The organism is Streptomyces sp. NPDC006997, from assembly GCF_040635175.1.
Lineage (GTDB): Bacteria > Actinomycetota > Actinomycetes > Streptomycetales > Streptomycetaceae > Streptomyces.
In genome coordinates, this window is the sequence record NZ_JBEYHH010000011.1 from 11846 (window position 1) to 34910 (window position 23065).

Annotated in this window: 17 protein-coding genes; 5 read left to right on the forward strand and 12 right to left on the reverse strand. The window is 69.4% G+C overall.

Going from position 1 to position 23065, the window contains the following annotated elements; genetic code table 11:
* Positions 1-25: 25 nt before the first annotated feature.
* Complete coding sequence (locus ABZ659_RS13120) at positions 26-2146, forward strand: prolyl oligopeptidase family serine peptidase (protein WP_360217546.1); 2121 nt, start codon at positions 26-28, stop codon at positions 2144-2146.
* A gap of 266 nt (positions 2147-2412) precedes the next feature.
* Here ABZ659_RS13120 and ABZ659_RS13125 read toward each other — a convergent pair whose 3' ends face one another.
* From ABZ659_RS13125 to ABZ659_RS13180, 12 genes are all read right to left on the reverse strand, one after another.
* Entirely contained in the window at positions 2413-3453 is a 1041-nt protein-coding gene (locus ABZ659_RS13125; RefSeq protein ID WP_360217549.1) for a dipeptide ABC transporter ATP-binding protein, read from the reverse strand.
* The gene (locus tag ABZ659_RS13130) at positions 3446-4426 is read right to left on the reverse strand and encodes an ABC transporter ATP-binding protein (protein ID WP_360217552.1); all 981 of its coding nucleotides are present in this window, start codon (positions 4424-4426) and stop codon (positions 3446-3448) included. The genes ABZ659_RS13125 and ABZ659_RS13130 overlap by 8 nt, the downstream gene beginning before the upstream one ends.
* A 3-nt stretch (positions 4427-4429) precedes the next feature.
* Positions 4430-5410 carry an ABC transporter permease gene (locus ABZ659_RS13135; RefSeq protein WP_360217556.1) on the reverse strand — a complete coding sequence of 327 codons (981 nt, stop codon included), beginning with the start codon at positions 5408-5410 and terminating at the stop codon, positions 4430-4432.
* The gene (locus tag ABZ659_RS13140; RefSeq protein WP_360217559.1) at positions 5403-6326 is read right to left on the reverse strand and encodes an ABC transporter permease; all 924 of its coding nucleotides are present in this window, start codon (positions 6324-6326) and stop codon (positions 5403-5405) included. Before ABZ659_RS13140 ends, ABZ659_RS13135 begins: the two co-directional genes overlap by 8 nt.
* 12 nt (positions 6327-6338) lie before the next feature.
* Positions 6339-7976 (reverse strand): ABC transporter substrate-binding protein, encoded by a 1638-nt coding sequence (locus tag ABZ659_RS13145; protein WP_360217562.1) that lies wholly within the window; start codon positions 7974-7976, stop codon positions 6339-6341.
* A 187-nt stretch (positions 7977-8163) separates the two neighbouring features.
* Positions 8164-9273: a dipeptide ABC transporter ATP-binding protein gene (locus ABZ659_RS13150; RefSeq protein ID WP_360217565.1), complete on the reverse strand. Its 1110-nt coding sequence runs from the start codon at positions 9271-9273 to the stop codon at positions 8164-8166.
* 15 nt (positions 9274-9288) lie between these two features.
* Complete coding sequence (locus ABZ659_RS13155) at positions 9289-10350, reverse strand: ABC transporter ATP-binding protein (protein WP_360217568.1); 1062 nt, start codon at positions 10348-10350, stop codon at positions 9289-9291.
* 15 nt (positions 10351-10365) lie between these two features.
* Positions 10366-11343, reverse strand: a complete 978-nt coding sequence (locus ABZ659_RS13160; protein ID WP_360217571.1) for an ABC transporter permease — start codon at positions 11341-11343, stop codon at positions 10366-10368.
* Positions 11344-11440: 97 nt separating this feature from the next.
* Positions 11441-13231 (reverse strand): ABC transporter substrate-binding protein, encoded by a 1791-nt coding sequence (locus tag ABZ659_RS13165; protein ID WP_360217574.1) that lies wholly within the window; start codon positions 13229-13231, stop codon positions 11441-11443.
* A gap of 102 nt (positions 13232-13333) precedes the next feature.
* Complete coding sequence (locus tag ABZ659_RS13170; protein ID WP_360217577.1) at positions 13334-14380, reverse strand: ABC transporter permease; 1047 nt, start codon at positions 14378-14380, stop codon at positions 13334-13336.
* Positions 14381-14789: 409 nt separating this feature from the next.
* Positions 14790-16706, reverse strand: coding sequence for a translational GTPase TypA (typA, locus tag ABZ659_RS13175; RefSeq protein WP_360217580.1), 1917 nt, complete (start codon positions 16704-16706; stop codon positions 14790-14792).
* Between the two features lie 141 nt (positions 16707-16847).
* Positions 16848-18926 carry an ABC transporter family substrate-binding protein gene (locus ABZ659_RS13180; protein ID WP_360217583.1) on the reverse strand — a complete coding sequence of 693 codons (2079 nt, stop codon included), beginning with the start codon at positions 18924-18926 and terminating at the stop codon, positions 16848-16850.
* Between the two features lie 319 nt (positions 18927-19245).
* Between ABZ659_RS13180 and ABZ659_RS13185 the strand changes: the two genes are divergently transcribed.
* Genes ABZ659_RS13185 through ABZ659_RS13200 form a run of 4 tightly spaced genes read left to right on the forward strand, consistent with a single transcriptional unit; the run spans position 19246 to position 23064 of the window.
* Positions 19246-19536, forward strand: coding sequence for a hypothetical protein (locus tag ABZ659_RS13185; protein ID WP_360217586.1), 291 nt, complete (start codon positions 19246-19248; stop codon positions 19534-19536).
* 47 nt (positions 19537-19583) lie between these two features.
* Positions 19584-20420 carry a hypothetical protein gene (locus ABZ659_RS13190; protein ID WP_360217589.1) on the forward strand — a complete coding sequence of 279 codons (837 nt, stop codon included), beginning with the start codon at positions 19584-19586 and terminating at the stop codon, positions 20418-20420.
* The gene (locus tag ABZ659_RS13195) at positions 20420-22297 is read left to right on the forward strand and encodes a fumarate reductase/succinate dehydrogenase flavoprotein subunit (RefSeq protein WP_360217592.1); all 1878 of its coding nucleotides are present in this window, start codon (positions 20420-20422) and stop codon (positions 22295-22297) included. The genes ABZ659_RS13190 and ABZ659_RS13195 overlap by 1 nt, the downstream gene beginning before the upstream one ends.
* Entirely contained in the window at positions 22294-23064 is a 771-nt protein-coding gene (locus ABZ659_RS13200; protein ID WP_360217595.1) for a succinate dehydrogenase/fumarate reductase iron-sulfur subunit, read from the forward strand. The genes ABZ659_RS13195 and ABZ659_RS13200 overlap by 4 nt, the downstream gene beginning before the upstream one ends.
* Position 23065: the final 1 nt, after the last annotated feature.

Genomic DNA, 23065 nt, shown 5'->3' on the forward strand with positions numbered 1-23065 from the left:
GGCGCATGGCCAATATGGTCAGGGCATGACGATGGCGCCTGATTCCTTCCCCCGACGGCACGCCCGCACCCAGCGCTTCACGCTCGGCGCGCCGCGTTCGTTCACGGTGGCTCCCGACGGTTCCCGTGTCGCGTTCCTGCGCTCCCCCTCCGGCTCCGACCGGGCCAACTCCCTCTGGGTCCTGGACGTCGCGGACGGCCGGGAGCGCCCGGCCGCCGACCCGCGCGCCCTGCTCGGCGGCGCCGACGAGGACCTGCCGCCCGAGGAGCGGGCGCGCCGCGAACGCAGTCGTGAGGGCGGTGCCGGGATCGTCGGCTACGCCACCGACACGGCCGTGGAACTGGCGGCTTTCGCCTTGTCAGGGCGGCTCTTCACGGCCGAGCTGCGGGCCGGTACGGCGCGTGAACTCCCCGTCGCGGGGCCGGTGATCGACCCGCGTCCGGCGCCCGACGGGCGGCATGTCGCGTATGTCGCGGGGGGCGCGCTGCGGGTGGTCGGCGCGGAGGGCGAGGGCGACCGGGCGCTGGCCGAGCCGGAGGCGGAGGGGGTCTCCTACGGTCTGGCCGAGTTCATCGCCGCGGAGGAAATGGCGCGTTCGCGGGGGTTCTGGTGGTCCCCGGAGTCGGACCGGCTGCTGGTGGCGCGGGTGGACGACACGCCGGTGCGACGGTGGTGGATCTCTGATCCAGCCCGACCGGAGCGTGATCCACAACACGTCCCGTACCCGGCCGCGGGCACCCCCAACGCGGAGGTGCGGCTGCTGGTGATCGGCCTGGACGGGACCCGCACCGAGGTGGCCTGGGACCGCGCCCGCTATCCGTATCTGGCCCGAGTGCACTGGTCAGCGGCGGGTGCCCCACTGCTGCTCGTACAGGCGCGTGACCAGTGCAGCCAGCTGTACCTGGCCGTCGACCCGGACACCGGGGCGACCCGGATGGTGCACGCCGACGAAGATCCGATTTGGCTTGATCTTTTCCCCGGGGTGCCGTGCTGGACGCCCTCCGGGCAGCTGGTCAGGATCGCCGACGAGGGCGGCGCACGGGTACTGGCGGTCGGTGAACGACCGTTGACCGGACCGCAGTTGCACGTCCGTGCGGTGCTCGACGTGTCGGACGACGACGTGCTGGTCTCGGCGTCGGCGGGCGCGGAGGCGGCGGCTCCCGAGATTGGCGAAACCCATGTGTACCGGGTGAACGAACTCGGGTGGGAGCGGGTGTCGCAGGAGCCGGGGGTGCACTCGGCGGCGCGCTCGGGGAACGTGACCGTGCTGGTGTCGCACTCCCTGGAGTGGGCGGGGGCGCGGGTGCGGGTGCTGCGGGAGGGCAAGCAGATGGCCACTGTCCCCTCGTACGCCGAAGATCCTGGTCTGTCCCCGCGCATCACGCTCACCGAGGGGGGCGCACGCCGCGTCCCGTGCGCCGTGCTTATGCCTCGGGACTACGCCGGTGACACCCCGCTGCCCGTCCTCCTCGACCCCTACGGTGGCCCGCACGGCTCGCGCGTGGTGGCCGCGCACAACGCCCACCTCACGTCGCAGTGGTTCGCCGACCAGGGGTTCGCGGTGGTCGTCGCGGACGGCCGCGGCACCCCCGGCCGCTCCCCCGCCTGGGAGAAGGCGATCAAGGACGACCTCGCGGCGGTCGTCCTCCAGGACCAGGTCGACGCGCTCCAGGCGCTCGCCGCGGAGCACCCGCTCGACCTCACCCGGGTCGCCATCCGCGGCTGGTCCTTCGGCGGCTACCTGGCGGGGCTGGCCGCGCTGCGCCGCCCCGACGTCTTCCACGCGGCGGTGGTCGGCGCCCCGGTCACCGATCTGCGGCTGTACGACACCCACTACCAGGAGCGCTACCTCGGCCACCCCGACGAGCGGCCCGAGGTCTACCGGCGCAACTCCCTGATCGACGACGCGGGCCTGGTCGACGCGGCCGGGCCGCACCGGCCGATGATGATCGTGCACGGCCTGGCGGACGACAACGTGGTGGTCGCCCACTCCCTGCGGCTGTCCTCGGCCCTGCTGGCCGCCGGACGCCCGCACGAGGTGCTCCCGCTCTCCGGCGTCACCCACATGACCCCCCAGGAGGAGGTCGCGGAGAACCTGCTGCTGTTCCAGCTGGACTTCCTCCGCCGCGCCCTCAACCTGGGCTAGCGGAAGTCACTCCACGGAGCACCGCAACCATCGGCTATCCCCGGCCTGAAGGCCGGGGTTCGCGCCGAAGAGTTACCTGATCAATTGGGCAACCACGACGAGAGACCAGCCGGCTCCGCGAGAGCGGCGCCGGTTGAGGCGCAAAAAGGGCAACGGGCCGGGGTGACATGGCGTACCCCGGCCCGTTTACGGCACCCGCACGGCCGTACGCTCCACAGACTGCCGCGTCCGTATATCGGAACCGGGTCGCGGGAGTTGCCTCCGTGTTACTCGTCCGGCGTCTCCGGGGGGACGACCCGTTTCTCCTCCGCGAAGTGACAGGCCGAGTCGTGGACGGCCGGGCCCCGCGCGCCCTGGAACACCTCCGGGACCGCCAGCGCCGGGACCTCCACCACACACCGCTCGCGCGCCTTCCAGCAGCGGGTGCGGAAGCGGCAGCCGGACGGGATCTTGGTGGGTGACGGCACGTCACCGGCGAGGATGATCCGCTCCCGGTGCTCCCGCGCCACCGGGTCGGGCACCGGCACCGCGGAGAGCAGCGCCTGGGTGTAGGGGTGGGTCGGGTGGTCGTAGATCTCGGTGTCCGTGCCGGTCTCCACGATGCGGCCGAGGTACATCACCCCGACCCGGTCGGAGATGTGCCGGACGATGGACAGGTCGTGGGCGATGAAGACGTAGGACAGGTCGAACTCGTTCTGCAGGCGGTCCATCAGGTTGATGACCTGGGCCTGCACCGACACGTCCAGCGCCGAGACCGGCTCGTCGGCGACGATGATCTCCGGGCGCAGGGCGAGGCCGCGGGCGATGCCGATGCGCTGGCGCTGGCCGCCGGAGAACTGGTGCGGGTAGCGGTTGACGTACTCCGGGTTGAGGCCGACGACGTCCAGCAGCTCCTGGACGCGCTTGCGCCGGTCGCCCTTGGGGGCCACCTCGGGGTGGATCTCGTACGCCTCCCCGATGATGTCGCCGACGGTCATCCGGGGGTTGAGGGAGGTGTACGGGTCCTGAAACACCATCTGGATGTTGCGGCGGACGGATTTCAGGGCGCGGCCGGAGAGGTGGGTGATGTCCTCGCCCTTGTAGCGGATCGTCCCGGCGGTCGGTTTCTCCAGGCTGACCAGCATCTTGGCGACCGTGGACTTGCCGCAGCCGGACTCCCCGACGATGCCGAGGGTCTCGCCGCGGGCGAGCTGGAAGTCGACGCCGTCGACGGCCTTGACCGCGCCGACCTGCTTCCTGAAGAGGATGCCCTGGGTGAGCGGGTAGTGCTTGACCAGGCCGCTCACCTCCAGGATGGGCTCAGCCATGCAGGCACTCCCTCCAGAAGTGGCAGGCACTGCCGCGGCCCGGGGCGCCCTCGACCTCGTACAGCGGTGGTTCGTCGGTGGTGCAGACGTCCCGGGCGAGCGGGCAGCGCGGGTGGAAGGCGCAGCCCGGCGGGATGTGGAGCAGGCTGGGCGGCAGGCCCTTGATGGCGTACAGCTCCTGGCCCTTCTGGTCCAGGCGCGGGATGGAGTCCAGCAGGCCCCGGGTGTAGGGGTGGGCGGGGGCCTTGTAGATGTCGTGGACGGGGGCCGACTCCACGATGCGGCCCGCGTACATCACCGCGATCCGGTCCGCGACGTCCGCGACCACGCCGAGGTCGTGGGTGATCAGGAACAGGCCCATGTGGTACTCGCGCTGCAACTCCGCGAGGAGTTCCATGACCTGGGCCTGGACGGTGACGTCGAGGGCGGTGGTGGGCTCGTCGGCGATGATCAGCTTGGGCTCCAGGGCGAGCGCCATCGCGATCATGATGCGCTGGCGCATCCCGCCGGAGAACTGGTGCGGGTACTGCCGTACGCGCTCGCGGGCGGCGGGGATGCGCACCCGGTCCATCAGCTCCACGGCCCTGCTCCGCGCGTCCTTGCGGGACATGCCGCGGTGCACGGTGAACATCTCGCCGAGCTGGTCGCCCACCGGGATCACCGGGTTGAGGGCGGAGAGCGCGTCCTGGAAGATCATCGCCATCTCGGCGCCGCGGACCTTCCTGCGCTCCTCCTCCTTCAGCTTCAGCAGGTCCCGGTCCCGGAAGACGACCTCGCCGCCGGTGATCCGGCCGGGCGGCATGTCGAGGATGCCCATGATGGCCTGCGCGGTGACGGACTTGCCGGAGCCGGACTCGCCGAGCACGGCGAGGGTCTCGCCCGCGTCCACCTGGTAGCTGACGCCGTTGACGGCCTTGGCGACGCCGTCCCGGGTGCGGAACTCCACGTGCAGGTCACGTACGTCGAGGAGCACGGCTCACCTCAGCTTCGGGTCGAGGGCGTCGCGCACCGCGTCGCCGAGCATGATGAACGCGAGCACGGTGACCGCCAGCGCCCCCGAGGGCCACAGCAGGGCGTGCGGGGCGTTGCGGACGTACGGGGAGGCGGCGGAGATGTCGATGCCCCAGGAGACGCTGGGCGGGCGCAGTCCGACCCCCAGGAACGACAGGGTGGCCTCCAGGGCGATGTACGTGCCGAGCGCGATGGTGGCGACGACGATCACCGGGGCGACGGCGTTGGGCGCGATGTGCCGCAGCAGCAGCCGGGAGTGGGAGGCGCCGAGGGCGCGGGCGGCCTGGACGTAGTCGTTCTGCTTGGCGGTGATGACGGAGCCGCGGGCGATGCGGGACAGCTGCGGCCAGCCGAGCAGCACGATGAACCCGATGACGGGCCAGATGGTGTTGCTGGTGACCACCGAGAGCAGCACGAGTCCGCCGAGGACGACGGGGATGGCGAAGAAGACGTCGGTGATCCGGGAGAGGAACGCGTCCCCGAGCCCGCCGAAGAACCCGGCGAGGGCGCCCAGGACGCTGCCCAGGACCGCCACCCCGAGCGTGGACAGGACGCCCACCGCGACGGACGTACGGGCCCCGTAGACGGTCCGTGTGTAGACGTCGCAGCCCTGCCCGTTGAAGCCGAACGGATGGCCCGGCTGGGAGCCCTCCTGGGCCCTCGCCAGGTCGCACTTGAGCGGGTTGCCGGAGGCGATCAGGGAGGGCCACAGGGAGATGACGACCAGGAAGAGGATGACCAGCGCGGAGCCGATGAAGACGGGGTTGCGGCGCAGGTCGTGCCAGGCGTCGGACCACAGCGAGCGCGGCTTCTCCTGGGGGCCGGTGCCGAGCGGCCCGCCCGGGGTGCGCTCCAGGGTCTCGGCCTCGTCCAGGCCCAGGTCCATCGCGCCGCCCTGCCCGGTGGAGGCGATGGCGTTGTCCGGTTCGCGCGGCGGCTCAGGCATAGCGGATCCTCGGGTCGAGTACGGCGTACAGGAGGTCGACGATGAGGTTGGCCACCAGGAAGACGAGGACGAGGACGGTCACGAAGCCGACGACGGTCTGGGTGTTCTGGCGCAGGATGCCCTGGTAGAGCTGGTAGCCGACGCCGTGGATGTTGAAGATCCGCTCGGTGACGATCGCGCCGCCCATGAGGAAGCCGACGTCGGCGCCGATGAAGGTGACCACGGGGATGAGGGAGTTGCGCAGCAGGTGCCGGGTGATGACCCGGCGCCGGGGCAGGCCCTTGGCGACGGCGGTGCGGACGTAGTCGGAGCGCCGGTTCTCCGCGATGGAGGTGCGGGTCAGCCGGGTGACGTACGCCAGGGAGACGGAGGCCAGCACCAGCCCCGGCACGATCAGCTCGTCGAAGGTGGCCTCCGACGACACCGACGGTTTGATCCAGTCCCATTTCACGCCGAGCAGCAGCTGGATCAGCAGGCCGGTGACGAAGGTGGGGACCGAGATGACGACCAGGGTGACCAGCAGCACCCCGGTGTCGACGGGATGGCCGCGGCGCAGGCCGGTGACGACTCCGAGGGTGATCCCGATGACGATCTCGAAGAGGATCGCCACCACGGTGAGCCGGATGGTGACCGGGAACGCCGTGCCCATCAGCTCGGTCACCGGCTGCCCGTTGAAGGCGGTGCCGAAGTCGCCGGTGAACACGTTGCCCATGTAGGTCAGGTACTGCTGCCACACCGGCTTGTCGAGGCCGAACTCGTGGCGCAGCTGGGCCGCGGTCGCGGGGTCGCACTGCCGGTCGCCGCAGAGGCCCGCGATGGGGTCGCCCATCACGTTCACCATCAGGAAGATCAGCAGCGTGGCCCCGATGAAGACCGGGATCATCTGGAGCAGCCGCCGGACGACGTAGCGTCCCATCGCCGCCCCCTCTCAGCCGACCTTGATCTCGTTGTAGACCGGGACGCTGAACGGGTTGAGCTTGACGTTCGAGAGGCGCTCGGAGTAGCCCGCGCTGCCGTTCTGGTACCAGAGCGGGATGGCGGCCATGTTGTCCCGGACGACCTCCTCGGCCTGCTGGAAGAGGTCGACGGCCTTGGCGGTGTCGGACTCGGCGTTGGCCTGGTCGACCAGGTCGTCGAACTTCTCGTTGCTCCACTTGCCGTCGTTGGACGAGGCGTTGGTGTAGTAGAGCGGCTGGAGGAAGTTCTGGATCAGCGGGTAGTCCATCTGCCAGCCCGCGCGGAACGGCCCGCTCATCTTCTGGTCGGTGATCTGGCTGCGGAAGTCGGCGAAGGTGCCGACGGGGTTGCCGACGCAGGCGCGGTCGTTGTCGAGGGCGTTGTTGATGGAGTTGCAGACCGCGTCGACCCACTCCTTGTGGGAGCCGGTGTCGGCGTTGTAGGTGATCTTGACCTGGCCGCCGGGGAGCCCGCCGCCCTGTTCGATCAGCTTCTTCGCCTCGCCGGGGTCGTACTCGCACAGCTCCCCGCACAGCTCGGGGTCGAAGCCGCCGTCCTCGCCGAGGACCGGGGAGGTCCAGTCCTTGGCGGGGGTGCGGGTCTTCTGGAAGATCGTCTCGGTGATCTGCTCGCGGTCGATCGCCCGGGACAGGCCCTTGCGGACGTCCTCCAGTCCGTCCTGGCCCCAGTCGCTGTCGTAGAACGGGAAGGCGAGGGTCTGGATGATCCCGGCGGGGGTGTTGATGTACCGGTCGCCGAGGTCGTTCTGGACGTTGCGCAGCTGGGCGGCGGGCACGTCGTCGACGAGGTCGAGGTTCCCGGCGAGCAGGTCGGTGTAGGCGGTGTTGTTGTCGGTGTAGACCTTCAGGTCGACGCCGCCGTTCTGCGCCTCGTCGTCGCCGGGGTAGTCCTCCCACTTGCGCAGGGACATCTTCGAGCCGCGGGTGTACGACTGGACCTGGTACGGCCCGTTGCCGACGGGCTTCTTCAGCCAGGCGTCGTGGTCGTCGAAGAACGCCTTGGGCAGCGGGACGTAGGCGTTGTACCCGAGGGTCTCGGGGAAGGTGGAGAACTTCTGGTTGAGCTTGACGTTGAAGGTCCGCTCGCCGGTGACCTCCAGGCCGGAGAGGGTGTCGGCGGTCTGCTTGCCGCCGTCCTCCGGGTGGACCTCGTCGTAGCCCTCGATGAAGCTGAAGAAGTAGGCGTTGCGCTGGTTGTTCTTCAGGCTGGCGCCGTAGTTCCAGGCGTCGACGAAGGACTGGGCGGTGACCTTCTCGCCGTTGCTGAAGGTCCAGCCGTCCTCGACGGTGACGGTGAAGTTCTGCGAGTCGGACGTCTCGATCTTCTCGGCGAGCATGTCCTTGGCCTCGCCGGTGTCCGGGTCGTACTTCTTCAGGCCGCGGAAGAGCATGTCGAGGACCTTGCCGCCCTGCACCTCGTTGGTGTTGGCGGGCTCCAGCGGGTTCTGCGGGTCGCCCCAGGACGAGGCGAGCACGGCGCCCGAGTCGCCTCCGCCACCGCCGCCGTCGTCGCCGCCCCCGCAGGCCGTCGCCACAAGGCCCGCGGCGACCGCGCACGCGGCCCATCTGGCGTGCCTGGCTCCACGCATGGAGTCCCTCCTCGTATCGCCGTACGTCAGCGCCGGGGCACTGAACCGTTAACGGCCAATATCGGTGCGAAGAGGGCATAGCGCATGTGGTGTCGGGCCGGATGGATGACGGGCGCGACGGGCGCGCTGACGCGACGGAGCCCGGCCGGGTGGGCCGGGCTCCGTCGCGTCAGCGGGCCTTCGGGGTCTAGCCCTCGGACTCCAGGGCCTTGAGCGCGGGGTCCATGATCACGTCCGTGCCGTGGGTCCCGGTCATCGGGTCCTCCGGGAAGTGGCAGGCGGTCAGGTGACCGTCGCGGTTGCCGGAGATCTGGACCAGCGGGGGCTCCTCCGTGGCGCACTTGTCCTGCGCCTTCCAGCAGCGGGTGCGGAACCGGCAGCCGGACGGCGGGTGGATCGGCGAGGGCACGTCGCCGGAGAGGCGGATGCGCTCACGCTGCTCCGTCTCGTCGTCCATGGCGACCTCGGGGACGGCGGACAGCAGGGCGTGGGTGTACGGGTGCCGGGGGTGGTTGTAGATGGAGTCCCGGTCGCCGACCTCGACCACCTTGCCGAGGTACATCACGGCCACGCGCTGCGAGAAGTGCCGCACGATCGCCAGGTCGTGGGCGATGAAGACGAACGCGATGCCCAGCTCTTCCTGGACCTTCTGCAGCAGGTTCACCACCTGCGCCTGGATCGACACGTCCAGGGCCGAGACCGGCTCGTCCGCGACGATCAGCTTCGGGTTCAGGGCGAGCGCGCGGGCCACGCCGATGCGCTGGCGCTGACCGCCGGAGAACTCGTGCGGGAAGCGGTTGTAGTGCTCGGGGTTGAGGCCGACCAGCTCCAGCAGCTCCCGGACGCGCTTCTCCCGGCCGCCGTCCGGGTTGATCCCGTTGACCTCCATCGGCGCCTTGATGATGGAGCCGACGGTCTGCCGGGGGTTCAGCGACGAGTACGGGTCCTGGAAGATCATCTGGATCTCGGACCGCACCGGCGCCAGCTGCCGACGGGTGGCCTTGGTGATGTTGTTCCCGGCGTACGTGATCTGCCCCGCCGTCGGCTCCAGGAGCCGGGTGATCAGCCGCCCGGTCGTGGACTTGCCGCAGCCGGACTCACCGACCAGACCGACGCTCTCGCCCACGCCCACGGTCAGGTCGACGCCGTCGACGGCCTGGACGGCCCCGACCCTGCGCTTGATCGGGAAGCCGCCGTAGATCGGGAAGTGCTTGGTCAGCCCCTTGACCTCCAGCAGGGGTTCCGTGGAGGTGGCGGAGGCGCCCTGCTGTGCGGGGAGGGTGAGGTTCTCGCTCATGATCTCGGTCTCTCCCTAGCGCAGCCGGGGCTGGATCTCGTCGATGAAGATGGTCTGCTTCTGCTCAGCCGTGAGGTGGCAGGCGGCGGCGCGGCCCTCGCCGAGCGACGGCCGGGCGTCGGTGCACTGGTTGCCCGGCACCTTGTCGCGGTAGGCGCAGCGCGGGTGGAACGGGCAGCCGGTGGGCGGGTTGAGCAGCGACGGCGGGCTGCCCGGGATCGGCGTCAGCTCCTGGTCGATGTCGCCGTCGAGGCGCGGCATCGAGCTGAGCAGGCCCCAGGTGTAGGGGTGCTTCGGCGTGCGCAGCACCTCCCTGACGGAGCCGCGCTCCACCGCCCGGCCCGCGTACATCACCAGCAGGTCGTCGGCCATGTTGCCGATGACGCCGAGGTCGTGGGTGATGAAGACGATCGCGGAGCCGAACTCCTGCTGGAGGTCCTTCAGCAGGTCCAGGATCTGCGCCTGCACGGTCACGTCGAGCGCGGTGGTCGGCTCGTCGGCGATCAGCAGGTCCGGGTCGCACATCAGCGCCATGGCGATCATCGCGCGCTGGCGCATACCGCCGGAGAACTGGTGCGGGTAGTCGTCGAAGCGCACCTTGGGCTGCGGGATGCCGACCTTCTCCAGCATCTGGATCGCCCGGTCCTTGGCCTCCTTCTTGGAGGCGCCGGTGTGCTTCATGTACGGCTCGGCGAGCTGCCGTCCCACCGTGTAGTACGGCGACAGCGCCGTCAGCGGGTCCTGGAAGATCATCGCCATCTTGTTGCCGCGGAGCTTCTCCAGCTCCTTCTCCTTGGCGGTGACGAGCTCCTGCCCGTCGAGGACGATCTCGCCGTCGATGGTGGTGGTCCGCGGGTTGTGCAGGCCCAGGATCGTCAGGTTGGTGACGGACTTCCCGGAGCCGGACTCGCCGACGATGCCGAGGGTCTTGCCGCGCTCGACATCGAAGGAGAGCCCGTCGACGGCCTTGACGATGCCGTCCTCGGTGGAGAACCGCACCCGCAGGTCACGGACCGAGAGGAAACTCTCGGACCCGGTCGGGGCCGGGGCGTCCTCGGTTTTGGTCAGTGTGGTCACGGTGGTGGGTTCTTCCTAGGAGAGCCGGACGCGCGGGTCGATCCAGGCGTACGCGATGTCGACGAGGATGTTCAGCAGCAGGATGAAGAAGGCTCCGACCAGCATGACACCCATCGTCAGCGGGAGGTCCTTCGTGATCGCGCCGGTCACCGCGAGGCGGCCGATGCCCTGGAGGTCGAAGGTGAGCTCGGTGACGACACCGCCGCCGAGCAGGGCGCTCAGGTCGATGCCGAGGATGGTCACGATCGGGATGAGCGAGCCGCGCCAGGCGTAGCGGAAGAAGACGTACTTCTTGCCCATGCCCTTGGCGCGGGCGGTGCGCACGTGCTCCTCCTGGAGCTGCTCGATCATCGAGGAGCGCGCCATACGGGTGTACTGGCCGGTGAAGATGGTCGCCATGACGGCCATGGGGATCCACAGCCCGCCGAGCCAGCCCGCCGGGTCCTCGGTGAACGGGATGTACTTCGGGTTCTCCACCCAGCCGGTGCTGTAGACGAAGATCAGCAGCACGATCGGGCCGAGGAAGTAGATCTGGAAGGAGCTGAGCACCATGGAGGCGCCCGTGGCGGTCTTGTCCACCAGGGTGCCGCGCCGGTAGGCGGCGATCATGCCCGCGCCGATGCCGAGGACGAGGAAGACGAGCAGGGCGCCGACCGTCAGGGACAGGGTCAGCGGGAACCGGTCCATGATGATCGAGGTGACGTTGTCGTTGTAGAAGAACGACCGGCCCAGGCACGGCGCGGGGCAGTCGCCCTGCGGGAAGTCGCGCCCGGCCACGATGCCCGACATGAAGTCCCAGAACTGCGTGGCGAGCGGCTGGTCGAGGCCGAGGGCGTGCCGGATGTCCTCCAGTCGCGCGGGCGAGCAGTCCTTGCCACAGGCCAGGGAGGCGTAGTCGGACGGCGCGGCGACGAAGAGGAAGAAGGTGGCGGCGCCGATCAGGAACAAGGTGACGAGGGCACCGACCGAGCGCCGGATGATGAACTGAAGCATGGCGGGGGGCTGCTCTCTGCGGAGACGGTGGACGGGTTCACGGAACCGCGGGGACGCGCTCCGCCTGGTGCGCGCCCCCGCGAACAGCCGTAGAGAGTTACGACTTCAGGAACAGTCGGGTGACGTCCATGTAGCTGGACTCAGTGCTGTAGCGGGCACCGCCGATGTTCGAGCCGAACAGCTGGAGCTGCTTGGTGTACCACAGCGGAGCGGCCGGGTTGACCTCCTCCAGGATGTACTTGTGGGCCTCTTCCCAGGTCTTGGCGGCCTGCTCGGGCTGCTCGGTCAGGGCCTTCGTGATCAGCCCCTGGACCTTGGGGTCGTTGATGTGCGCGTAGTTCGAGGCACCGTCGGCGACCTGGTCACCGTCGTAGATGGGGGTGATGACCGTCGCGGCGGACGGCCAGTCCTGGCCCCAGCCGGTGATGTACATGTCGTACGGGTTGGCGAGCTTGCCGATCTGCTCGTAGTAGCTCGCGGCGTCGATCTCCTTGGAGACGACGTCGATGCCGACCTTGCCCAGCGCGTCCTCGATGGCGACCTTGCGCTTCTGGCCCGCCTCGGAGTTGGCGTAGGCGAAGACGAGCTTCTTCTCGGACGCCGGGACGTCCGCGAGCAGCTCCTTGGCCTTCTCGATGTTGCCCGCGGGCATCTTCAGACGGCCGTAGGGGTCGTACGTGGCGTCGTAGCCCGGCAGGGTCGGGGCGAACAGGTTCGGGGCGACGTCACCACCGTAGGCGCCACCCTCACCGGCGATGAGGGACTTGGAGTTCACCGCGTAGGTGACGGCGTCACGGACGGCCTTGTTCTTGACGCGGTCCAGGTTGAAGGTCAGCTGCATCACGTAGGGCTGGTAGCCCTTGATGGTGCGGCTCTCGACCTTCGGGTCGCCTATGACGTCCTGGATCTGGGTGGCGTCGACGCTGCCGGTGAACTGGATGGCGTTCGCGGAGTCGCCGTTGCTGGCGATCAGACGCTTGGTCTGGGACGACTCGGTGATGCCGAACTGGAAGTTGAAGCCGTCCACGTACTGGTGGCGGACGGAGTCGGTGTTCGGGTCCCAGTTCTCGTTCTTGACGAGCTTGAGGGTCTTGCCCGCCTTGAACTCCGCGATCTTGTACGGGCCGAGGGAGACCGGGGCGGTGTCGTACTTCGCCTTGGTGTCGGTCTCCTCCGGAACCACGGAGTAGCCCGGCATCGCCAGCGTCATCGGCAGGTCCGGACGCGGGGTGTCGAAGTGGAAGATGACCGTCTTGTCGTCCGGCGTCTCCAGGACCGAGTCCGGCAGGTGCTTCTTGCCGAAGCCGCCGTCCGGCAGGGCCTTGCGGTAGTCCGCGCCGCTCAGCCAGTTCTGGAGGTAGGTCGGGCCGTCGAAGATGAACTCGGCGTAGAGGCGCTCGACGGTGTGACGGATGTCGGCCGAGGTGATCTCGTTGCCGTTCTCGTCCTTGATGCCGTCCTTGAGCGTGTACGTCCAGGTCTTGTTGTCGTCGGACGCCTTGCCGGAGTCGGTCGCGAGGTCACCCACGACGGCGACGCCGCCCTTGCCGTCCTCCTCGAAGTTGGTCAGACCACGGAAGACCAGGTTGGCGAACTGACCCGCGTCGGAGACGTAGATCTGGCCCGGGTCCATGTGGGAGAGGCCGGACTCCTGGTAGACCGTGATGGTGCCGCCCGGCTTGGCCCCGGGGACCTTCTCGGCCGGACCGGTGGAGGCCTTGGCGTCCAGGTACGCGACGCCCTCCTGCTGCTCCTTGGCCTTCTCCTGCTTCTCGCTCTTGTCCTTGCCGGTGTCGCCGGTGTTCTCAGAGCAGCCGGTGAGCGCGAGGGACCCGGCCGCGATGGCGACCAGCGCGGCGCGCGCTCTGCGCGAGGTGAACGACTTCATAGCGGTGAATGCACCTACCTGTCGGTTGTTATCCATGAGTACTGCCTGACGCGGCTGGTAGGCCGACGCGGGGGCGGCAGCCACCCCCCACCAATGGACGGGTCAGCGCCCGGACTTGGGGTCGAAGGCGTCCCGTACCGAGTCTCCGAGGAGGTTGAAGCACAGGACGAAGATCACCAGCGCCACACCCGGGAAGAAGATGAACGCGGCATCCTGCTGGGTGTACTGAGCGCCAGCGGCGAACAGCCGCCCCCAGTCCGGGGTGGGCTCGACGAAGCCGACGCCCGCGAAGGAGAGGAAGGCGATGGTCAGGATGGTGCTGGGCAGCTGGTACGTGAACTGCACCAGCACCGGCGTGACGATGTTCGGCAGGACCTCCTTGCGGATGATCCGGCCCGGTGAGGCACCCGAGACCTTGGCGGCCTCGATGAACTCCCGCTCACGCAGTGCCAGCACCACCGAGCGCACGAGGCGGGCCATGCCCATCCAGCCCAGGACCCACAGCACGATGAGGATCGCCAGCGCCCGGAAGTACGTGGGCGTCTCCTCCTGCGGGTCCACGAAGAACGAGGTCACCACGGGCATGAAGGCGATGAAGAACAGCTGGGAGGGGAAGGACAGGAAGAAGTCCGTGATCCGGCCCAGCCAGTAGTCGGTGCGGCCGGCGAAGTAGCCGCCGATCAGACCGATGATCACGCCCGTGACGGTCAGCAGGACCGACACGCCCAGCGCCATGAAGAGCGACGTCCTCATGCCGTACACCAGCATGGCGAAGAGGTCGCGGCCGTACTGCGGCTCCACGCCGAACCAGTGGTCGGCGGACATGCCGCCGAAGTAGCCGAGCGGGAGCCCGAAGTCGTCCAGGATGGGCTTGTCCGCGTACGTCGGGTCCTGGCCGTACAGGGTGTACGGGTCCGTGCCGCTGATCGAGGTGAGCAGCGGCGCGCAGAGCGCGATGACGAAGTAGAAAATCACTACGCCCGCGCAGAACATCCCTGTACGGTCACGCCTGAAGCGCTGCCACATCAACTGCCCGGGAGAGCGACCCTCAAGCTTCTTGGGGCCCTCGGCGACCTCGGAGGTCGCGTCGAGCTCTGGGTCCAAGGCGACCGCGGACCCGGAGCCCTCGGCCTTCGTCGGACTGGTCATGTGTGTTCTTCCCCCGGGGGGTTGGAGAGTTGAGCGCAGCACAGATACCGGCAGGTTCTGTGGTTTGGGGGAACTTTCGCCAAACGCATCAACGCGCGTCAAGGGCAGAAGACATAGGGATCTCCCTACCGAGCTTTTTTTGAGCAAAAATTGCAAAGATTGACACCTTGGCGCGCTTGACAGGTGCGATCGATAATCGACAGTTCCCGTCGAACCGGACATTTTGCAGGTTTACATGTCCGAAACTTGAGCGCAGCCATACCGATATCCGAACAGCGTGGTTCAACTGTCATCTCTCGACCTCAGAAGCCCTTCCGGTGCCCTTCCGAGGCCGTTCCGTGACCCTTTCGCGAGCACCACGACGACCCGGCTCCCGCGGCGGGGGGCCGGGTCGTCGCGCCGGGGCGCGTCAGCCGTGCTTGGCGCGGCTCGCGGCGCGGGCGCGCTCGCGGGCGTCCAGGCTCACCTTGCGGATGCGAACCGCCTCCGGGGTGACCTCCACGCACTCGTCGTCGCGGCAGAACTCCAGGGACTGCTCCAGCGACAGCTTGCGCGGCGGGACGATCGACTCGGTCACGTCGGCCGTGGACGACCGCATGTTGGTGAGCTTCTTCTCCTTGGTGATGTTCACGTCCATATCGTCGGAGCGGGAGTTCTCACCGACGATCATGCCCTCGTACACCTCGGTGCCGGGCTCCACGAAGAGCACGCCGCGCTCCTGGAGGTTCGTCATCGCGAACGCCGTGACGGCGCCGGAGCGGTCGGCGACGAGGGAGCCGTTGTTCCGGGTCTGGAGCGGCCCGAACCACGGCTCGAAGCCCTCGTGGATCGAGTGGCCGATGCCGGTGCCCCGGGTCTGGGTGAGGAACTCCGTCCGAAAACCGATCAGTCCGCGCGAGGGCACGACGAACTCCATGCGGACCCAGCCGGAGCCGTGGTTCGACATGTTGTCCATCCGGCCCTTGCGGACGCCCATGAGCTGGGTGACGGCGCCCATGTGCTCCTCGGGCACGTCGATCGTCATCCGCTCGACCGGCTCGTGGACCTTGCCGTCGACCTCCTTGGTGACGACCTTGGGCTTGCCGACGGTCAGCTCGTAGCCCTCCCGGCGCATGGTCTCGACGAGGATGGCCAGGGCCAGCTCACCGCGCCCCTGCACCTCCCAGGCGTCGGGCCGCTCGGTGTCCAGCACCCGGAGGCTGACGTTGCCGATCAGCTCCCGGTCGAGCCGGTCCTTCACCTGGCGGGCGGTGACCTTGCGGTCCTTCACGACCGCCTTGTTGTCGGCGCCCTTGCCGGTGCCGCCCCGGCCGACCAGCGGCGAGGTGTTCGTACCGATCACCATCGAGATCGCGGGCTCGTCGACCGTGATCAGCGGGAGCGCGATCGGGTTCTCCGGGTCGGCGAGGGTCTCACCGATCATGATGTCCGGGATGCCGGCCACGGCGCAGATGTCGCCGGGCCCGGCCTTCTCGGCGGGCTTGCGGGTCAGCGCCTCGGTCATCATCAGCTCGCTGATGCGCACGCTGTGGACGGAGCCGTCGCGCTTCATCCACGCGACCGTCTGCCCCTTCTTCAGCTCGCCCTGCTGGACGCGCAGCAGCGCGATACGGCCGAGGAAGTTGTCGGCGTCCAGGTTGGTGACGTGCGCCTGGAGCGGGGCGTCCGCGTCGTACGTCGGCGCGGGGATGTGCTCCAGGATCGTCGAGAAGAACGGCTCCAGGCTGTCGCTGTCCGCCGGGACCGTGCCGTCCTGCGGCTTGGTCAGCGAGGCGATGCCGTCCCGGCCGCAGGCGTAGACGATCGGGAACTCGATCTGGTCCTCGTCGGCGTCCAGGTCGAGGAACAGGTCGTACGCCTCGTTCACGACCTCGTCGATACGGGCGTCCGGCCGGTCCGTCTTGTTGATGCACAGGATGACGGGCAGCCGCGCCTGGAGCGCCTTGCGGAGCACGAACCGGGTCTGCGGCAGCGGGCCCTCGGAGGCGTCGACGAGCAGGACGACACCGTCGACCATCGACAGCCCGCGCTCGACCTCGCCGCCGAAGTCGGCGTGGCCGGGGGTGTCGATGATGTTGATCGTGATCGGGTCCCCACCGGCCTTCGGGTGGTACTTCACCGCCGTGTTCTTGGCGAGGATCGTGATGCCCTTCTCACGCTCCAGGTCGTTCGAGTCCATCATGCGGTCGTCGACCGTGTCGAGCTGGTGCGCGGCGAAGGCACCGGCCTGCTTGAGCATGGCGTCCACGATCGTGGTCTTGCCGTGGTCGACGTGGGCGACGATGGCGACGTTGCGGATGTCGTGACGCGTTGCAGTCACAGCCATAGTGCGGCGTACTCCCGGGGTGGTGAGGAGGGCTGCGCGTAGGTCTGCGATACGCGCACCCTGCCGGGCTTGACACGCCTCGGCCTTATCCCATGGTACGGGGCGCCCGGGCAAGGGGCCGCGCGGAGGGGCGGCGGGGGGCTACGAACGGGACGGGGACGGGCTGGTGGACACCTGTTCCGACGGCTTTCCCGACGGCTTTCCCGACGGCTTCTCCGAGCGGCTTCCCGACTTCTTCCTCAGGAACCCCATGTCCTCGTACACCGGCGTTCCCATCCCGAAGGCGCCGACGTTGGCGAGGCCGGTCCGGGTGGCGACCAGCTGGGGGCGCTGGTAGAGGGGGAGGGAGCCCGCCGCCGCCCAGATGCGGGCGTCGGCCTTGCGGAGCAGGGCGCGGGACTCGCCCTCGTCGAGGGTGCCGACCGCCTGCTCGAAGAGCTGGTCGACCTGGTCGGTGCCGACGCGGGTGTAGTTCTGCTCGACGTTCAGGGAGCCGTCCGCCGCCGGCACCGGCTTGGCGTAGATCGGCCGGGCGTCGGTCGCGGGGAAGGGCGACGTGGGCCAGGAGTAGAGGGCGAGGTCGTACTCGCCGGACGCGATGTGGTCCTTGAAGTAGCTCTGCTCCCCGACCTTGGACACCTCGGTGCGGATGCCGACCCGGTCCAGCATCCGCCGGATCCGCTCCGCGACCGTCGCCAGCGTCTGGGTGCCCGGACCGGACGGCAGCACGAAGCGCAGGGAGAGCGCCTTGCCGTCCTTGGCCAGCGGGCCCGGCGCCGACCTGGCGGGCGCGGCCGTGCCCTTCGGCGCGTAGGCGCCCGGGGCGCCGCCCGGCTTCAGGTGCTGCTTGCCGTCCTGCGCGAGGTCCTCGTCGCCGCCCCGGCCCTTGTCGTCCTGGCCGACGATGTAGGTGCCGTCGTCGTCCCCGTCATCTCCGTCATCTCCGTCGTCGCCCTGGCCCTGCTTGGAGCCCGCGGCCTTCTCGCCCTTCTCGCCCTTCTTCTCCGCCTTCTCGCCCTTCTCGCCCTTCTCGCCCTTCTCTTCCTTCACCTTCCCCGGCTCCCACCCCGCGTCCGCCAGCAGGGCCCGGGCCTCCTCGGTGTCCTGGCCGCCGAGCGCCCCGCTGCCGTCGGCGTAGGCGGCCTGGCCGGAGAGCGCGACATGGCTGCCGACCGGCTTCGCGGGCAGCCCCAGCGGCTTGAGGACGACACGGGCCAGCTCCCGCCGGTCCAGCGCCCGCGCGACGGCCCTGCGCACCCGCTCGTCGGCCAGCGGGCCCCCGGCGCCGTTCAGGGCGAGCTGGGTGAACGCGGGCTCCAGGGACTTGCGCACCTCCACGGCGCCCCCGCGCCGCCCGAGCCTTCCGGCCGTCGCCGCGTCGATCTCCGCGACGTCGATCCGGCCCGCCGTCAGCGCGGCGGCCCGCTTCCCGCGCGGCACCTCGCGCAGCACGATCCCGGAGAGCTTCGCGGGCCGCCCCCACCAGCGCGGGTTGCGGGCGAGGCGCACCTCGTCGTCCGCGCGGTCGACCTTCTTCAGGACGAACGGCCCCGCCGTCAGCTTCAGCGTGCGCCGCGCCCCCTCGTTGAAGGCGTCCGGCGTCCCCATGACCTCCTTGGGGTACAGCGGGGAGAACAGCGACTTCCAGTCGGCGTAGGACCGCCTGAAGGTGACCTTGACCTCCAGGTCGCTGGCGCCGCGCTCGATCCGCGCGATCCGCTCGTACCCGGCGTTCCGGGCGGTCCAGTAGGCGCTGTCCTTGCCGGACAGGGCCCGCCACTGCGCGGCGAAGTCGGCGGCGCCGATCTCGCGTCCGTCGCTCCAGACGGCCTGCTGGTTGAGCTTGTAGAGGACGACCTGCTGGGGCTCGGTCTCGACGATCTTGGCTGATTCCAGATAGTCGGGGTTGATCTCCGGGCGCCCCCGCTCCCCCGTCCGGTACAGCGTCGGCAGCACCGCCTGCGCCACCCGCGTGGTGCCCGCGTCGGCGTCGGCCTGGAAGGCGTTCAGCGTCTCCGGCACGGCGTCCACGGCCCATCGCAGGGTGCCGCCGTCGGCGATCCGGTCCCGGGCGGCGGGCGCGGTGTCCGGTCCGGCCAGCGGTTTTCCGGCGGGGTCCGGGGAGCCGCACCCGGCGAGACCCGGGACCACGAGGGCGCCCGCGGTGAGGAGGACGGCCGAGCGCGTGACCGCGCGCAGTCCGACGCCGTACTGGGACATCTCTGGTTACCTCCGGAGGTCACGGGCATGACGATCACTTTGGCGGTTTAAGACGGTATACGGCGGTATATGGAGCTGATCACATCTATGGCGGCCTACTGAAGAGGAAAGGGTTCAGCAGCGGACGGCGACACGGCGACAGCCCCCGCCAACCTCACCCGTACGGCGCAACCACACCGCCCGTGCACCCGCGGGCCCCAGCCAATCGGTGCACGTCCCTTCCCACCGGCCGGTGTGACGCGCAACACTCGCAGGCGCATGAACGTCACCTGAACGTTGCCGCCCACGGCCGCCAGGCCGACGGAAGTGAGGTCACGTCATGTCCGTGCACGACGAGCTCGACTCGGTCCAGCGCTGTCTCGACGACCTGATGAGGTCGGTGAGCCGACTGGAACAGCAACTGGGCAGCGGCGGAGTGGACATCCGCCGGGTCCGCGCCGACTGCGCGCACCTGCGCGAGAGCGTGGCACTGCTGCGCGAGGGGGCGGCCACACCGGGCAGCACCCGGCGCCAGGAGCTGGTCACCATCTCCGACGCGCCCTACGACAGCGCCCTGTGGACCGACTCGGACGACGAGGGCCTCGGCGCCCGCAACCGACACGCGCCGTGAACCGCGGCGCCGCCCAGCCGTAGAGCCGACCCGACCGGAGTCAAGACTTGGCCACTGGTACGGAACCCCCGACGACAGAACCCCATCCGCCCGGCGCCGGTGTACGGTCCGCCACCCGCGCCGCCATCGCCGCCCCCCACCTGCGGACCGACCGCTGGTGGCTGGCCCCGGCCACCACCACCTTCGGCCTGCTCGCCTTCATCGTGTACTCGACGTGGCGGGCCTTCGTGAACGCCGACTACTACGCGGCGCCGTACGTCTCGCCCTTCTACTCCCCCTGTCTGGCGGAGAACTGCGAACCGATGCGGGCGGGCCCGAACTGGGAGCTCTTCGGTGGCTGGTGGGGCCTGTCCCCCGCCATCCTCATCCTGGTCTTCCCGCTCGGCTTCCGGCTGACCTGCTACTACTACCGCAAGGCGTACTACCGCGGCTTCTGGGCCTCGCCACCCGCCTGCGCGGTCGCCGAACCGCACCGCAAGTACACCGGCGAGACCCGCTTCCCGCTGGTCCTCCAGAACCTCCACCGGTACTTCTTCTACGCGGCGTTCCTGGTCGCGGGCGTCCTCACCTACGACACGGTGCTCGCCTTCCGCGACGAGGACTACGAGTGGGGCCACATGGGCCTCGGCACCCTCGTGTTCCTCGTCAACATCGTCCTCATCTGGGCGTACAGCCTCTCCTGCCACTCCTGCCGCCACATCGTCGGCGGCCAGCTGAAGCACTTCTCCAAGCATCCCGTGCGCTACCGCATGTGGCGGTGGGTGGGCCGGCTCAACGACCACCACATGGCCCTGGCCTGGGCGTCCCTGGTGAGCGTGGCGCTCGCCGACTTCTACGTGTATCTCGTCGCGTCCGGCGCTTTCGACGATCCGAGGTTCTTCTGATGACCGTGGTGGAGCGACAGCAGTGGGACGTCGTCGTGATCGGGGCGGGCGGCGCCGGACTGCGCGCCGCCATCGAGGCGCGCGAGCGGGGCGCCCGTACGGCCGTGATCTGCAAGTCGCTGTTCGGCAAGGCGCACACGGTGATGGCGGAGGGCGGCATCGCCGCGGCCATGGCCAACGCCAACGAGCACGACAACTGGCAGGTCCACTTCCGGGACACCCTGCGCGGCGGCAAGTTCCTCAACCAGTGGCGGATGGCCGAGCTGCACGCCCGTGAGGCGCCGGACCGGGTGTGGGAACTGGAGACCTGGGGCGCGCTGTTCGACCGTACGAAGGACGGCCGGATCTCGCAGCGCAACTTCGGCGGCCACGAGTACCCGCGCCTCGCCCACGTCGGCGACCGCACCGGCCTGGAGCTGATCCGCACCCTCCAGCAGAAGATCGTCTCCCTCCAGCAGCAGGACCACAGGGAGACCGGCGACTACGAGTCGGGGCTCAGGGTCTTCCAGGAGTGCACGGTCACCCGCGTTCTCAAGGACGGCGACCGGGTCTGCGGGGTCTTCGCCTACGAGCGTGAGTCGGGCCGTTTCCTCGTGATCGAGGCGCCCTCCGTGGTGATCGCCACCGGCGGCATCGGCAAGTCCTTCAAGGTCACCTCGAACTCCTGGGAGTACACCGGAGACGGCCACGCGCTGGCCCTGCTCGCGGGCGCGCCCCTGCTGAACATGGAGTTCGTGCAGTTCCACCCGACCGGCATGGTCTGGCCGCCGTCCGTGAAGGGCATCCTGGTCACCGAGTCGGTGCGCGGCGACGGCGGGGTGCTCCGCAACAGCGACGGCAAACGGTTCATGTTCGACTACGTCCCGGACGTCTTCAAGGAGAAGTACGCCGAGACCGAGGACGAGGCCGACCGCTGGTACGACGACCCCGACCACAACCGCCGCCCGCCCGAACTGCTGCCCCGGGACGAGGTGGCCCGCGCCATCAACTCCGAGGTGAAGGAGGGCCGCGGCTCCCCGCACGGCGGGGTCTTCCTGGACGTGTCGACGCGGATGCCCGCCGAGGTGATCAAACGGCGGCTGCCGTCGATGTACCACCAGTTCAAGGAGCTGGCGGACGTCGACATCACCGCGGAGGCGATGGAGGTCGGGCCCACCTGCCACTACGTGATGGGCGGTATCGCCGTCGACTCCGACACGACCGCCGCGCGCGGGGTGCCGGGGCTGTTCGCGGCCGGTGAGGTCGCGGGCGGGATGCACGGCTCCAACCGGCTCGGCGGGAACTCGCTCTCCGACCTGCTGGTGTTCGGGCGCCGGGCGGGCTGGCACGCCGCCGAGTACGCCCAGGGCCTGACCGGGGCACGGCCGGTCGTGGACGACGCCCAGGTGGACACGGCGGCCGAGGAGGCGCTGCGGCCCTTCTCGGTGACCGGCGAGAACCCGTACACCCTGCACCAGGAGCTCCAGCGCACCATGAACGACCTGGTCGGCATCATCCGCCGGGAGGCGGAGATGGAGCAGGCCCTGCGGGCCCTGGCCGAGCTGCGGGAGCGGGCCGCGCGGGCCGGCGTGGAGGGGCACCGCCAGTTCAACCCGGGCTGGCACCTCGCCCTGGACCTGCGGAACATGCTGCTGGTCAGCGAGTGCGTGGCGCGGGCCGCGCTGGAGCGCACCGAGTCGCGCGGCGGCCACACCCGGGAGGACTTCCCCGGCATGGACCGGGCCTGGCGACCCCTGAACCTGCTGTGCGCGCTCACGGACGACGACGCCGTCGCCCTCACCCGGGAGACCACCGAACCCGTCCGCCAGGACCTGCTCGCCCTCTTCGACAAGGAGGAGCTGGTCAAGTACCTCGCCGAAGAGGAGCTGTACGAATGAGCAGCTACGACGCCCACTTCAAGGTGTGGCGGGGGGACGCCGAGGGCGGTGGCCTGGCGGACTTCGAGGTCGAGGTGAACGACGGCGAGGTGGTCCTCGACATCATCCACCGCCTCCAGGCCACCGAGGCGCCCGACCTCGCCGTCCGCTGGAACTGCAAGGCGGGCAAGTGCGGTTCGTGCTCGGCGGAGGTCAACGGGCGGCCCCGGCTGATGTGCATGACCCGGATGTCGGTGTTCACCCGCGACGAGACGATCACCGTGACCCCGCTGCGGGCCTTCCCCGTCATCCGCGACCTGGTGACGGACGTCGGCTTCAACTACGCCAAGGCGCGGGAGATCCCGTCCTTCGTGCCGCCCGCGGACCTCGGTCCCGGGGAGTACCGGATGATGCAGGAGGACGTGGACCGCTCGCAGGAGTTCCGCAAGTGCATCGAGTGCTTCCTGTGCCAGGACACCTGTCACGTGGTCCGGGACCACGAGGAGAACAAGGCGGCCTTCGCGGGCCCCCGCTTCCTGATGCGGGTCGCCGAACTCGACATGCACCCGCTGGACGCCGCCGCCGAGTCCGGCCTGGACCGCAAGACCACCGCGCAGGACGAGCACGGCCTCGGCTACTGCAACATCACCAAGTGCTGTACGGAGGTCTGCCCCGAGGGCATCCACATCACGGACAACGCCCTGATCCCGCTGAAGGAGCGCGCGGTGGACCGCAAGTACGACCCGCTGGTGTGGCTGGGGTCGAAGATCCGCCGCCGTACCGGCTGAC